Origin of the sequence: Clostridium tyrobutyricum (genome assembly GCF_019144085.1) — a bacterium.
Lineage (GTDB): Bacteria > Bacillota > Clostridia > Clostridiales > Clostridiaceae > Clostridium_B > Clostridium_B tyrobutyricum_A.
In genome coordinates, this window is the sequence record NZ_JAHHUY010000004.1 from 40536 (window position 1) to 54425 (window position 13890).

The 13890-nt window shown below is 32.4% G+C and carries 12 protein-coding genes and 1 other RNA gene; 2 read left to right on the forward strand and 11 right to left on the reverse strand.

Annotated features, from left to right (window positions below; all coding sequences use genetic code 11):
• Positions 1–99: 99 nt before the first annotated feature.
• Positions 100–1491 (forward strand): sodium:solute symporter family protein, encoded by a 1392-nt coding sequence (locus KM800_RS02630; protein WP_217811677.1) that lies wholly within the window; start codon positions 100–102, stop codon positions 1489–1491.
• A 52-nt stretch (positions 1492–1543) separates the two neighbouring features.
• On the opposite strand, the gene nadC is transcribed toward KM800_RS02630, so the two are convergent.
• The 4 genes from nadC to trhA form a co-directional block, all read right to left on the reverse strand.
• Positions 1544–2374 carry a carboxylating nicotinate-nucleotide diphosphorylase gene (gene nadC, locus KM800_RS02635; RefSeq protein WP_217811678.1) on the reverse strand — a complete coding sequence of 277 codons (831 nt, stop codon included), beginning with the start codon at positions 2372–2374 and terminating at the stop codon, positions 1544–1546.
• Between the two features lie 17 nt (positions 2375–2391).
• Positions 2392–3969: an L-aspartate oxidase gene (gene nadB / locus KM800_RS02640; RefSeq protein WP_217811679.1), complete on the reverse strand. Its 1578-nt coding sequence runs from the start codon at positions 3967–3969 to the stop codon at positions 2392–2394.
• Positions 3970–3994: 25 nt separating this feature from the next.
• Positions 3995–4906 (reverse strand): quinolinate synthase NadA, encoded by a 912-nt coding sequence (gene nadA, locus KM800_RS02645; RefSeq protein WP_217811680.1) that lies wholly within the window; start codon positions 4904–4906, stop codon positions 3995–3997.
• 146 nt (positions 4907–5052) lie between these two features.
• Entirely contained in the window at positions 5053–5709 is a 657-nt protein-coding gene (gene trhA / locus KM800_RS02650) for a PAQR family membrane homeostasis protein TrhA (protein WP_217811681.1), read from the reverse strand.
• Between the two features lie 204 nt (positions 5710–5913).
• Here trhA and KM800_RS02655 point away from each other — a divergent pair, with 204 nt between their 5' ends.
• Positions 5914–6573, forward strand: coding sequence for a DUF6483 family protein (locus tag KM800_RS02655; protein ID WP_217811682.1), 660 nt, complete (start codon positions 5914–5916; stop codon positions 6571–6573).
• Between the two features lie 18 nt (positions 6574–6591).
• Here KM800_RS02655 and ssrS read toward each other — a convergent pair.
• The 7 genes from ssrS to KM800_RS02690 all read right to left on the reverse strand — a co-directional run bounded on the left by ssrS (position 6592) and on the right by KM800_RS02690 (position 13863).
• Positions 6592–6770, reverse strand: a non-coding RNA gene (gene ssrS, locus KM800_RS02660) — 6S RNA.
• Between the two features lie 57 nt (positions 6771–6827).
• Positions 6828–8606 carry an aspartate--tRNA ligase gene (gene aspS, locus KM800_RS02665; protein ID WP_217811683.1) on the reverse strand — a complete coding sequence of 593 codons (1779 nt, stop codon included), beginning with the start codon at positions 8604–8606 and terminating at the stop codon, positions 6828–6830.
• A gap of 37 nt (positions 8607–8643) precedes the next feature.
• Positions 8644–9891 (reverse strand): histidine--tRNA ligase, encoded by a 1248-nt coding sequence (gene hisS / locus KM800_RS02670; protein ID WP_217811684.1) that lies wholly within the window; start codon positions 9889–9891, stop codon positions 8644–8646.
• A gap of 90 nt (positions 9892–9981) precedes the next feature.
• Complete coding sequence (locus tag KM800_RS02675) at positions 9982–10584, reverse strand: MBL fold metallo-hydrolase (protein ID WP_217811685.1); 603 nt, start codon at positions 10582–10584, stop codon at positions 9982–9984.
• 26 nt (positions 10585–10610) lie between these two features.
• Positions 10611–11060: a D-aminoacyl-tRNA deacylase gene (dtd, locus tag KM800_RS02680; protein WP_217811686.1), complete on the reverse strand. Its 450-nt coding sequence runs from the start codon at positions 11058–11060 to the stop codon at positions 10611–10613.
• 11 nt (positions 11061–11071) lie between these two features.
• Positions 11072–13249, reverse strand: a complete 2178-nt coding sequence (locus KM800_RS02685) for a RelA/SpoT family protein (protein WP_217811687.1) — start codon at positions 13247–13249, stop codon at positions 11072–11074.
• Positions 13250–13344: 95 nt separating this feature from the next.
• Positions 13345–13863 carry an adenine phosphoribosyltransferase gene (locus tag KM800_RS02690; RefSeq protein ID WP_217811688.1) on the reverse strand — a complete coding sequence of 173 codons (519 nt, stop codon included), beginning with the start codon at positions 13861–13863 and terminating at the stop codon, positions 13345–13347.
• Positions 13864–13890 lie beyond the last annotated feature (27 nt).

Genomic DNA, 13890 nt, shown 5'->3' on the forward strand with positions numbered 1-13890 from the left:
AACTAGGGTGGTACCACGATTAAATCGTCCCTTGGCCAGGGGGGCGTTTTTTGTTTTTCAATGCACTATTAACTATAAAATTTTAAGGGAGATTATAAAATGAATATATCTTTAATAATAATTATTTTATATATATTAATGCTCTTCGCAATAAGCCTTATTGCAAGGAAAAAAGCATCAAAAAGCAGTGAAAGCTATACATTGGCTGCAAGGCAGCTTACAACTCCACTTGTAACCTGTTCACTTATAGGAATGGCAATAGGCGGTGCTTCAACTATAGGTGTTGCTGAACAAGCTTATGAAGTAGGCCTGTCCGCAGGTTGGTACAGTGTAGCCTGGGGTATTGCCGCCATAGTCATGGGAATAGCTGTAGCCGGCAAATACAGGGAATTCAAAGTATCTACTGTACCTGAACTCTTTGGTAAATTCTATGATGAGAAAGGAAGATTTATTTGCGTTATATGTCAGATAATAATTCTTATTGTAGTTGTATCTCTGCAATACATCGCAGGAGGAGCTATTTTATCAGCACTATTACCGGGTATATTTACATTAAAAACCGGTATGATAGTAAGTGCCTGCGTATTTGTAGGTATAACTTTTATAGGTGGAATGTGGTCTGCTGGATTATGTAATTTATTCAATGTTCCATTAAAATATATAGGAATTATATTGTGTACAATATTAGCTGTAGTTTCAAGAGGTGGAATAAGCAATATAAAAATGGAGCTTCCACATAATATCCCTTATTTTAGTGTTGTAAAAGGTACTGGCATATGGATAATTTTAAGTTGGATTTTAGTTATGACTACACAGGTAATGTCCATGCAAGGTCCTGTACAACTGACTTTTGCAGCTAAGACTCCAAAAATAGCCAGGAGAAGTTTTATAATCGGCGGCTTGCTTATGATTCCAATAGGATTTCTGTGTGCCATAATAGGTATAGCTTCCAAAACTGCCTTTCCGGATTTAAATGCAACTATGGCACTACCTAAAATGATATTGTCCTTAAATCCTGTTGCAGCCGGTATAACTCTTGCAGCTCTTTGGGCAGCGGATGTATCAACAGCTTGTAACTTGCTGCTTGGAGCATCTACATTGTTTACCCATGACATATACGTAAAGCTTATAAATCCTAAAATGGAAAATAAGAAATATACCATAATGACAAAATTGTTTGTAATATTGCTTGGTGCATTGACCTTTGTATTGGCTCTATCCATGTCAGGTATATTAAAAACCATATCAGTTGGTTTAAGTCTATGTACAGCATTTACAATTGTATTTTTATTTACAATATTTATACCTAAATTATGTAGAAAAAGTTCAGCATTTTTTACAACTCTAGCTGGTATAATAGTTTTATTTTTATGGGAATTAGTACCTAATATTAGAATATTTCCTCATGTAATATTTATGGAATGGATTGTATGCCTCATAGTATTTCTATTGATATCCCTTATTGACAAGAAAAAAATATCTGTAAATTAATTCAAAAGGCCGTTGAAAATCCAACGGCCTTTTATAAAATGCCTTATAAAATTCATATAAATTTCAAGCTAATATCCATAGCCTTTACTGAATGAGTCAAATTACCTATAGATATCAAATCAACTCCTGTAGATGCAATAGCTTGAACATTTTCCTCATTTACATTCCCCGATGCTTCCAAGATAAATCCTTTATTGACAAACCCCACTGCCTTCTTCATGGTTTCTAAGTCCATATTGTCCAACATTATTACATCAGCTTCGGTACATACGGCCTCTTTAAGTTGAGATAAATTTTCCACTTCAACTTCGATTTTAGTCGTAAAAGGCAGCTTCTCTTTTATTATTTCAACTGCTTTTTTTATAGATCCAACTGCTTTTATATGATTGTCTTTGATCATTGCATAGTCTGATAAATTCAATCTATGGTTATATCCTCCTCCTACAGTTACAGAATACTTGTCCAGTATTCTAAAACCCGGTAGAGTTTTTCTAGTGTCAACTATTTTAACACCATAATCTTTTACAAGATTAACTATGTTATTAGTTTTAGTGGCTATTCCACACATTCTCTGAATTATATTAAGTGCAACTCTCTCACCTTTTAATATGGATTTTGAATTGCCCTCTATTTCTGCAATTGTATCTCCCAATTTTACCGTATTTCCATCTTTCAAACTGTTTTTAAATACTATATTTTTATCTAAAGTATGAAATACTCTCTTTGCTATTTCAATTCCAGCTGTAATTCCAGGCTCTTTGGCAATAAATCTTGCCCTTGAAATTTCACTTCCTTTAAATAAAGTATCTGTGGTAATATCTCCATAATTTATATCTTCTATAAGAGCATTTTTAATAAATTCATCAACTATTAAATAATTCAAATTCAAACCCTCCAGATTTATTTGACCAAATTTCTACAGTATTCTTCAACATAATTGCTGCCTATTGATGTTTTACTCTGCAGGGCAGCGGAAATAATGGAATGGGCCACTTGATACATATTATATATTTCCATATAATCCATACTGTCAAATTTCAAATTTTCTAATTCATCTATTTTACTATCTACATATTTTATTGAATAATCCAGTTTATCAACATTTCTAATTATTCCAACATTCTGCTCCATTAATTCTTTCAAGTGATTCTTTATAATCTGAAATTCAATTTTTTTATTATTATCTATACATAAATATTTATCTTCTATAGCATTGATGCAGAAATCATCCTTTTCTTCATATTTGTAATTTTTTATTTTCTCTGAAATATCAAGAGCTGCTCTTCTGCCAAAAACTACTGCCTCCATAAGTGAATTGCTTGCAAGTCTGTTAGCTCCATGAACTCCTGTACATGAGCATTCTCCAACTGCATATAAATTTTCAATGTTGGTTCTGCTATACAAATCCACCTTTATTCCTCCCATAAAATAATGTTGGGCGGGAGTTACTGGAATATATTCCTCATCTATTTCTACTCCGGAATCTTTACATTTACTATAGATAGTTTTAAATCTATGTTGTAAAAAATTTTTACTGTACATAGTAGCATCCAAATATACATATTCTGATTTAAACTTATCCATCTGATCTTTAATTGCTCTTGCAACAATATCTCGTGGAGCCATATCTTTTCTTGAATCATAGTCCTTCATAAAAGCGTCTTTATAAATATTTCTAAGTACTGCTCCTTCTCCTCTTACTGCTTCTGATATCAAAAACATTCTTTTCTTAACATTATTACAGAAAAATGAGGTAGGATGAAATTGTACATATTCCATGTTTTCCAACACAGCTCCTGCTCTATTGGCCATTGCAATGCCATCCCCTGTAAGTACATCTACATTTGTAGTTTTTGAAAATAGCTGTCCAATTCCTCCTGATGCAATAATGCAAAATTTAGTCTTGAAATACACAAATTTTTTATTATAATATGCAGTTACTCCTGTACATTTATTGTTATTATCTACAATATCTATTGCAAAAATATCGCTTATAACATCTATATTTTTTGCATTTTTAACCTGATTTATAAGAGCATCCATTATGCCCTTGCCTGTAGCATCTCCATTTACATGAAGAATTCTTGGGAAAGAATGATTTGCCTCCAGAGATCTATAAAAATCCCCTTTGGAATTTCTGTCAAAATCCACTCCCAACTCAACTAATTTATCAATGGCAATCTGTGATTCATCTACAAGTATCTTTACAGCGTCCAAATCATTTATATAGCAGCCTGCATTTATAGTATCCTTTATATGCAGCAATCTATCATCATCTTCTATACTTGCCGCAATCCCTCCTTGTGCAAGGCAGGAATCTGAATCATATATATCTTTTTTACTGAACACTGCTATTTTTAAATTTTTGGGGAGCATCAATGCCATATAAAGTCCTGCTATACCGGCACCTATTATAACTATGTCATATTCCCTTTCAATTTCAAAATTTTTATTATAATTTACTAAATATCTTCTCAATTATACCGCCTTCCATTCTAATGGATTATTGAACACAGAGCATTTTTTCAAGAGAACCCAATGCCTGAATCCTTGTATCTTCAGGAATAAATATCTCATTTTCCATATTCGTCAGTGCATTATATACATCTTCAAGTGTTGTCATCTTCATATTCTCACACACTAATCTTTTACTAAGCAAATAAAACTCTTTCTCCGGATTATCATTTTTCATCTTATGCAGTACACCAATTTCAGTACCTATTATAAATTCTTTACTGGTGGAATTTTTAGCATAGTCAATTATTTGAGAAGTACTTCCTACAAAATCCGCACTCTCTCTTATTTCTTCAGAAACTTCAGGATGGACTAACATTTCAGCATATAGATGCTCCTCTTTAGCTTTAAATACATCATCCATTGTTATTCTGGCATGAGTAATACAGTGACCTGCCCATGGTATTATCTCTTTATTATCAACTTTTTCCCCAACATAAGACGCAAGATTTTGATCTGGTACAAAAATCACCTGATCGGCATCTATATTTTCTACAACTTTAACAGCATTTGAAGAAGTACAACATATATCACTTATAGCTTTAACCTCTGTTGAAGAATTAACATAACATACAACTTTTGCATCTGGATACTTTCTCTTTTCTCTTTCAAGCTGTTTCCTATCTATAGAATCTGCAAGTGGACATCCTGCATATTTTGCAGGTAAAAGCACAATCTTGTCCGGTGACAAAATTTTTGCACTTTCAGCCATGAATTTTACCCCACAAAATACTATAACTTTCTTGTCCATATTTGCAGCAGCTCTGCTGAGAGCAAAAGAATCTCCTACTATATCTGCTATATCCTGAACTTCCGGCAATTGATAGTTATGTGCCAGTATACAGGCATCTTTTTCTATTTTTAATCTGTTTATTTCATTTATTAAAGATATATTGTTCATATCTACACCTCTGAAAAATATTTATACTGGTTTACTGTATATACACTAGTATATACTAATTTTTATATTTTAACAATGCACACAAAAAACTGCCTCAAAATAATTCCTTCTTAAATTGAGGCAGTTCTTAAATATTTATCTTTTATTTAGATATGTCCATTTGGAAAGAGATAGAGAAGTATACACAAAAAGTGGCACACACTACCACCCATTACAAACAAATGCCATATAGCATGATTATATGGTATTCTGTCGGATAAATAGAGCATTGCTCCTCCAGTATATATTATACCTCCTGCAAACAACAACACTATACCAGCAGTTGGCAGAAGCATCAAAAGTCTTTTCATTGCAAAGACTATAAGCCATCCCATTACAATATATATTACAGTAGAAAGTACATTGAATTTTCCTGTCCAAAATACTTTCATTATTATACCTATAATAGCAAGTGCCCATATTATTCCGAAAATGTACCAACCTATTGTTGGCCTCAACACTGTAAGCGTAAATGGAGTATACGTACCGGCTATCAATAAATAAATGGAAGCATGATCAAATATTCTAAATAATTTTTTTATCTTTATATTTATCATACTGTGATACAGTGTTGATTCCAAATACAATATCAAAAGAGATATGCCATATATAGTATAACTTATTACATACCATTTATCTCCTTTATGATGTGCAAATGCAATCAAAAGAACTAGTGCTGCAACTGATAAAATTGTTCCCACTGCATGAGTTATTACATTTGCAATTTCCTCTTTTCTTGTGTAAAAACCTAAATTTCCTTCCAAACAAACCACTTCCTTATATATCAATTAATCATGTTTCATTACATAGTTTTAAAAACTATATGTTATATTTATAATGATATCATAATAAATATCCATATTCAATACCATGTTCAATTATTTATATTTTATATAATAAATTATAACTATATACAATAAATTTACTGTATAATATATAATAAATATTAAAACAAGTGAGGTACTAAAATGTTAAAACGTGATATTACAAATGAATTAGCAGAGAATTTTATTAATTACTTAAATAAATTGGAAATTGAAAAAAACAATAATGACTACGATAAATCACTGGCAATAATAGACTCTGCATTTAAGGATATATTTAAATTGGGAATAAAATTTTTCAATTCACTTTCAAATGAAAACTTGGTAGACATGACAAGTACAAATGGGAAAGCAAGTGCTGACAAATGTATAATGATGGCTAAACTTTTTGAAGAAGAGGCTAGAATATTAGAAATTCAGAATAAATTAGATGACTCATTCTACATAAATCAAAAATCTTTGAATATATTTTTAGATACTTATAGTGCTGAAAATGATATCTGCACTTTAAAAAAATATTTTTCCGACATACCAAATATAATAAATAGTGTTATTGAATATAAACTACCCACTTCGCTACAAATAAAAATACGTGACTATTATGCAATGGAAAATAAATTTGATAAGGCCGATAATATAGCTTATGAGATATTGGAGGAGAATAATTACGACAATCAAATTGTACATGAAACATTGAATTTTTATAAAAAACTTTTGTCACAACAAGATTTATTATTGACTAAAGGTGGAATTACAAAATCAGAGATTGAAGAATCTATAAGAGATCTCGAAATCAAACTTTAAAATACTTGAATATTATAAATAAAACCCACCATGCCGTAGGATTGAGTTATTTGAACCCGCTCTCAAGCAGGTGGGCACCGCCTTTCTGCTTCCTGTTTCCAATATATAATTGGATCTCATTTCACAAAAAGAGATAGGTTCCCTTTTTCAATATGTTCGGTCAATATGAACTCAATCTGCGCACACAGCAGGATTTACTTATATATATATTATACTACATTTTTTTTAGTTTATCCATAATTAGCAATGTTGTTTTACTTATGTTTTACATCTATGTTAAGTTCTTGTAATTGTATGTCATCCACTACATTTGGTGCTTCTGACATAGGACAAAATGCATTTTGATTCTTTGGAAAAGTTATTACATCTTTTATATTTTCAGTATCTGCCAAAAACATTATCATTCTGTCGAATCCATAAGCAAGACCTCCATGTGGTGGTGGTCCAAACTTAAATGCCTGAAGCAGGAATCCAAATCTCTCCCATGCAGATTCATCAGTAAATCCAAGGATTTCAAACATCTTTTGCTGAAGTTCGGTATCATGTATTCTTATACTACCTCCACCTAATTCTTCACCATTCAATACTATATCATAGGCCTTTGCTCTAACTCTACCCGGATCACTTTCTAAATACTGTATGTCTTCATCCATTGGCATAGTAAAAGGATGATGTTCTGCCTGATATCTTTTCTCATCTTCATTATAGGAAAGCAAAGGGAACTCAGTTATCCATACAAACTTAAATTCATGATTGTCGGAAAGTATCCCGGTCTCCTTTGCCATATGGACTCTAAGAGCACCTAAACTTTGGAATACTATCTTATTTTTGTCTGCAGCTATTAGAATAAGATCTCCAACTTTAGCATTAAGTTTTTCAAATATGGCATCAATTTTATCCTGTTTTAGGAATTTTGATATGGATGACTTTATTCCATCATCTCTATTCGCTATCCAAACAAGTCCTTTAGCTCCATAGTCTTTCACAAATTCAACTAATTTATCTATCTGTTTTCTTCCCATTTTAGCACAATTTTCAACTTTTATAGCTCTAACTGAACCACCTGATTCAATTGCACCTTTAAAGACTCTGAAGTCCATGTCACTTACAATATCTGTTATGTCATTTATCTCCATTCCAAATCTAAGATCCGGTTTGTCACTTCCGTATTTCTCCATTGCAACTTTATAAGGCATTCTAGCTATAGGAAGTTTTACATCTACTCCTACTATTTCCTTAAATATTTTCTTAATAAGTCTTTCATTTAATTCTATTATGTCGTCTTCCTCCACAAATGAAAGCTCCATATCAACCTGAGTAAATTCCGGCTGTCTGTTGGCTCTCAAATCCTCATCTCTGAAACATTTTGCAATTTGAAAATACCTATCATACCCGGATACCATCAAAAGTTGTTTGAACAGCTGTGGAGATTGTGGCAATGCATAAAATTTTCCTGGGAAATTTCTACTTGGAACAAGATAATCTCTAGCACCTTCTGGAGTACTCTTTGTAAGAATTGGAGTCTCCATCTCAAGAAAACCTTCTTTATCCATAAAATCTCTTATAACTTTTGCTGTTTTATGTCTTATCTTAAATATTCTTTGCATATCAGGTCTTCTTAAATCCAAATATCTATATTTCAATCTTATATTTTCAGCAGCATCTAAATTTTCCTTTATATATATAGGAGGCGTTTCAGATTCAGAAAATACTTTTATGTATTCACCCTTTAATTCAACCATTCCTGTAGGTATCTCATTGTTTACAGATTGTCTTTTTACCAATGTACCCTTAACTGCAATACAGTACTCAGATTTAACATTATCTGCTTTTTCAAATGCCTCCTGGTTTATTTTTTCTCCAAATACTGCCTGAACTATTCCAGTCCTGTCTCTTAAATCTATAAATATAAGTCCTCCAAGATTTCTCTTTCTCTGGACCCAGCCCATTACTGTAAATTCATTTCCTATGTTCTCTTCTTTTAAAACACCGCACATAGAAGTTCTTTTAAGTCCTTTCAAAGATTCTCCCATTATTTTCAACTCCCATTATTTATATTGTAAAGCACAACTATCCTATCAAATTGCATATTCCATTTAAATCATCTAATTTTAACTCAAATTGCTGTCCATCATCCATTCTCTTAAACTTTGCAGAACATGTATCCAACTCATTTTCTCCAAGTATAACTGTAAATTTTGCATTTATTTTATTGGCATACTTCATTTCAGCTTTAACACTTCTGTTTGTATGGTCACATTCACATCTCAAGCCTTCTTCTCTTAGTGTATTTGCCAACTTAAGAGATGCAAGCTTTGCATCATTTCCAAGGGCGCCTATGTACAAATCTATGTAAGGCTTTTCAGGTATTTTTATACCATTTTCTTTAAGAGTAAGTAACGTTCTCTCTATTCCCATACCAAAACCCATGGCTGGAAGTTCGGGTCCCCCTACTTCTTCTATGAGATAATCATACCTTCCACCTGCACATATTGTTATATCATTATTTATTATTTCAAATACAGTTTTTGTATAATAGTCAAGTCCCCTTACAATAAGTGGATTTATTTTAAACTCTATACCAAGAGCATCTAAATATTTTTTGAGCCCTTCAAAATGTTCCTTGCAATCATCACATAGATAATCCAATATTTTAGGTGCATTCTTAACTATATCTTTCTTCCCATCTATCTTACAATCCAGTATTCTCATAGGATTTCTATCAAACCTATTCTTGCATGTATCACATAATTCATCATATCTGTCAGATAGATACTCTTTAAGTGCATTATTGTACTCCTTTCTACATTTTGCACATCCTATACTGTTTATATTTAATTCAACATCTTTAATTCCAAATTCTTTATATACTCTCATGGCAAGACTTATTACCTCTGCATCAATAGATGGGCCTGGTGCACCAAAAACCTCTACTCCAAATTGATGATGTTCTCTAAGTCTCCCTTTTTGAACATTTTCATAACGAAGCGCTGGAGTAAAATAAAATAATTTTGTAGGTTGAACTTCATTGTACAAATTGCCTTGAACAAAGGCTCTTACAGCTGGTGAAGTTCCTTCTGGTTTCAAAGTAATACTCCTACCCGCCTTATCCTCAAAAGTATACATTTCCTTTTGAACTACATCTGTAGTTTCTCCAACTCCTCTTTGAAATAATTCAGTATATTCAAACACAGGAGTTCTTATCTCTCTATGTCCATAAGACGCCGCTATTTTTCTGAATTTATTTTCTAAGTATTGCCATTTGTATACCTCTCCAGGCAGTACATCTTTAGTACCTTTAGGCGCTTGAATAGCCATAAATATTTACTTCCTCTCTAATTAAATTTATGTAAAAAGCAACATAAACTATTATATATTTCATACAATAGTTTTTCAAATTTTATCTATTTATAAAAAAGGATTATTCTCTCTCTCATTGCCTATGGAACTTTTACCCTGATGTCCAGGCAATACTATAGTATCGTCTGACAATTTCATAAGTTTGCCCTTTATACTATCAATTAAAGTTTTGAAATTTCCTCCAAGCATATCTGTCCTTCCTATACTGCCGGCAAACAGTGTATCTCCTGTAAATAATACATTACCTATCAAGAAGCTAACCCCTCCTGGAGTATGTCCAGGGGTATGTATAACCTTTATATTTATATTTCCAAGTGCAAGTATATCTCCATCTTTAATGAATTTATCTATATCCTTATGTATATTTCCATACATAAAAGAACCGGACTCCATCATTTTATAATCCTCTTGATTTATATATATTGGCGCATTGTATATATTCTTTATGTCTGCTGCAGCCTGTGTATGGTCAGCATGACCATGTGTCAATAATATAAATTTTATATTGTGAATATTCATATCATCTAAAGTCTTTTTAATAATACTACTATCTGCACCAGGATCAATTACAGCACATTCATTTGAGTCAGTATCTAAAACTATATAGCAGTTGGCAGCATAATCTCCTAATGACAATCTCTTTATTTTCATAATAAAACCTCCCTAATTAAAGTCCATCAAAAATTCTTTTTGCTATCTAAAAGTATAGTAACTGGTCCATCATTTTCTATTGAGACAAGCATATCTGCCCCAAATTTTCCTGTTTCAACTTTTTTTACTGCAGATTTACACTGCTTTACAAATTCATCATATAATTTCTCCGATTTATCTCCTGACAGAGCTTCTACAAAGCTGGGTCTTCTTCCTTTTCTACAGTCTCCATATAAAGTAAACTGCGATATTAAAAGAAGTTCGCCGCCTACATCCATAAGTGATTTATTTAATTTACCATGATCATCTTCAAATATTCTCAAATTTATTATTTTATCTTTTAAGTATTCTATATCAGAAACATTATCCTCTTTTGATATTCCCAAGAGTACATTCAAACCGGCATCAATCTGTCCTATAATATTGCCATCAACCTGTACTTTTGAATTTTTAACTCTCTGAACAACTGCTCGCATATATACCACCCCTAACTATTTGTTCTGTAAACTTCTATTGTTCCACTCATTTTTCTGAGTTTCTTTATAACATCTTTAAGATCATTTATATCGGTTATTTTTAGTTTCATAGTTATAATAGCTATACCATTTTTAGAAGGCTTGGCATCTACAGCATACAGAGACGTTTTACTATTACTTACTACTTCCATAGAATCAGCTAGAAGACCAGGTCTATCCTCACTTTTAATCTGTATTTCAGTGATATATTCTTCACCCTTAGGTCTTCCCCAACTTACCTCTATCAGCTTATTTTCCTTGTTCTTTAAAAGGTGTTCTAAGTTTTTACAATCATATCTATGTATAGATACGCCTCTACCTTTAGTTATGTACCCTAAAATAGAATCTCCTGGTACGGGATTACAGCATTGGGCAAACCTAACAAGAACATTAGTCTCACCTTTCACTATTATTCCCGGAGATTTCTTCTTGTTTCTAACTTGCCTGTTACTGTTCTTGTTGAATTGATCCTGTATGACTCTCCAGTCCGTTATGTTTTTCTTTACCATTGCTTCATGAATATCTGTTAATTTAGATACTATAGTGGGTAAATTAACAACACCTATACCAATTGCAGCATATAAATCCTCTATAGAATTCATATTGTATTTCTTTAATATTGCTGTAATACCATCTTCTTTAGTTATATCTCCCAAATTATAACCATGTTTTTTAGTTTCTTTTTCAAGCAATTCTTTTCCCTTTAATATATTTTCTTCCTTCCTGGCTTTTTTAAACCAGGATTTTATCTTACTCTTGGCTTGATTGCTCTTTACTACATTAAGCCAATCAATACTAGGTCCTTTAGGAACACTTGAAACAGATATTTCTACTATTTCTCCAGTTTTCAACTTATAATCAAGAGGTACCATCTTTCCATTTACTTTGGCTCCAGCACAATTATTTCCTATGTCCGTATGTATCTTATATGCGAAATCTATTGGGGTAGCTTCATAAGGTAAATTTATAACATTACCCTGTGGGGTGAACACAAATACTTCATCTGAAAATAAATCTATCTTAAAGCCTTCCATAAATTCATCTGCGTCAGATGTCTGGGTCTGCCAATCAAGCATCTCTCTAATCCATGTTAACTTCTTATCAATCGTATCTTCGGTACTTACTCCCTCTTTGTACTTCCAATGGGCAGCTATACCATACTCAGCAGTTTTATGCATTTCAAAAGTTCTTATTTGAATTTCAAAAGGCTTTCCCTGTGGACCTATTACGGTAGAATGAAGTGATTGATACATGTTGGGTTTTGGCATTGCTATATAGTCCTTAAATCTGCCAGGGATTGGCTTATACATAGTATGAGCTATTCCAAGTGCTGCATAACAATCCTTAACTGTATCTACCAGAACCCTTACTGCAGTAAGATCAAATATCTGATCTATCGTCTTGTTCTTATTTACCATTTTTCTATATATACTATAAAAATGCTTTGGGCGTCCAGCAATATCTGAATCTATCCCTGCATCATCAAGATTTTCCTTCAATTCATGTATTATCTGTTCTATATGTTTTTCCCTTTCGCCTCTTTTTTCTGCAATTTTTCTAACTATAAAATAGTACTCATTTGGGTTCAAGTATCTAAGGGACAGATCTTCCAATTCCCACTTAACTTTAGATATACCAAGCCTATGAGCCAAGGGAGCATATATATCAAGGGTTTCTTTGGATTTTTCTTTTTGCTTTTCCACCGGCATATATTTTAATGTTCTCATATTATGCAGTCTATCAGCTAATTTTATAAGTATAACCCTTATATCTTTAGCCATGGCCAGAAGCATCTTCCTTACATTATCTGCCTGCTGCTCTTTTCTAGTTTTATATTCAAGCCTTCCAAGTTTAGTTACTCCTTCTACTAGATTTGCAACTTCAGCACTAAACTCTCTAGTTATGTCATCATGAGTAAAATTCGTATCTTCTACTACATCATGAAGAAGACCCGCTACTATTGTGCTGGTATCCATACCCATATCCGCCAATATACATGCAACTTCTACAGGATGCATTATATACGGATCTCCAGATTCCCTTTTTTGCTTTTTATGGGCCTTATCTGCAAACTGGTATGCCTTTTTAACCATATCTTTGTCTATATTAGTACAATTTTTATCAATTTTTTTTATAAGTTTTTCCAGCATATGTATACTCCCTAAAACCAATGGCTGGTTCAATAAACCAGCCATTATTTTTTACTATTATTATATTATATACTCTATTAACTTTCAATTTAAAGTTATATATTATATTGAATTAGTGAAAATACATCATAATTATCCAATTCTTTTCTTCCCTTTAAATCAGTTAATTCTATAACAAAATTTGCTGCTACAACATCTCCTCCAAGCTGTTCTACCAACTTAATGACAGACTTTAGAGTTCCACCCGTTGCCAATAGATCGTCTACTATAGCCACTCTTGTACCAGGTGTTATAGCATCTTTATGTATTTCAAGTGCATCATTTCCATATTCTAAATCATAACTTGTCTTTAGAGTATCACATGGAAGTTTTCCAGCCTTTCTTACAGGAACAAAACCTGCATCTATTGCATATGCTACAGGTGCACCAAATAAAAATCCCCTTGCCTCAGGTCCTACTACTAGATCAATGTCCTTGTTTTTTAAATTTTCTGCAATTTTATCTACGGCATATCTGAAAGCTTGCTTGTCTTTAAGAATGGTTGTGACGTCCTTAAAGCTTATACCTTCTTTAGGGAAACCTTCTATCACTCTTATTTTATCTTTTAAATCCACTAATACCCCTCCAACAACTCAAATAAA

What these genes read in the sequence shown, in the direction of transcription:
- KM800_RS02630 (WP_217811677.1), top strand. Translation starts at nt 100, where the DNA reads ATGAATATATCTTTAATAATAATTATTTTATATATATTAATGCTCTTC.
- nadA (WP_217811680.1), bottom strand. Translation starts at nt 4,906, where the DNA reads ATGAACAATATATCTTTAATAAATGAAATAAACAGATTAAAAATAGAA.
- KM800_RS02655 (WP_217811682.1), top strand. Translation starts at nt 5,914, where the DNA reads ATGTTAAAACGTGATATTACAAATGAATTAGCAGAGAATTTTATTAAT.
- aspS (WP_217811683.1), bottom strand. Translation starts at nt 8,606, where the DNA reads ATGGGAGAATCTTTGAAAGGACTTAAAAGAACTTCTATGTGCGGTGTT.
- hisS (WP_217811684.1), bottom strand. Translation starts at nt 9,891, where the DNA reads ATGGCTATTCAAGCGCCTAAAGGTACTAAAGATGTACTGCCTGGAGAG.
- KM800_RS02675 (WP_217811685.1), bottom strand. Translation starts at nt 10,584, where the DNA reads ATGAAAATAAAGAGATTGTCATTAGGAGATTATGCTGCCAACTGCTAT.
- dtd (WP_217811686.1), bottom strand. Translation starts at nt 11,060, where the DNA reads ATGCGAGCAGTTGTTCAGAGAGTTAAAAATTCAAAAGTACAGGTTGAT.
- KM800_RS02685 (WP_217811687.1), bottom strand. Translation starts at nt 13,249, where the DNA reads ATGCTGGAAAAACTTATAAAAAAAATTGATAAAAATTGTACTAATATA.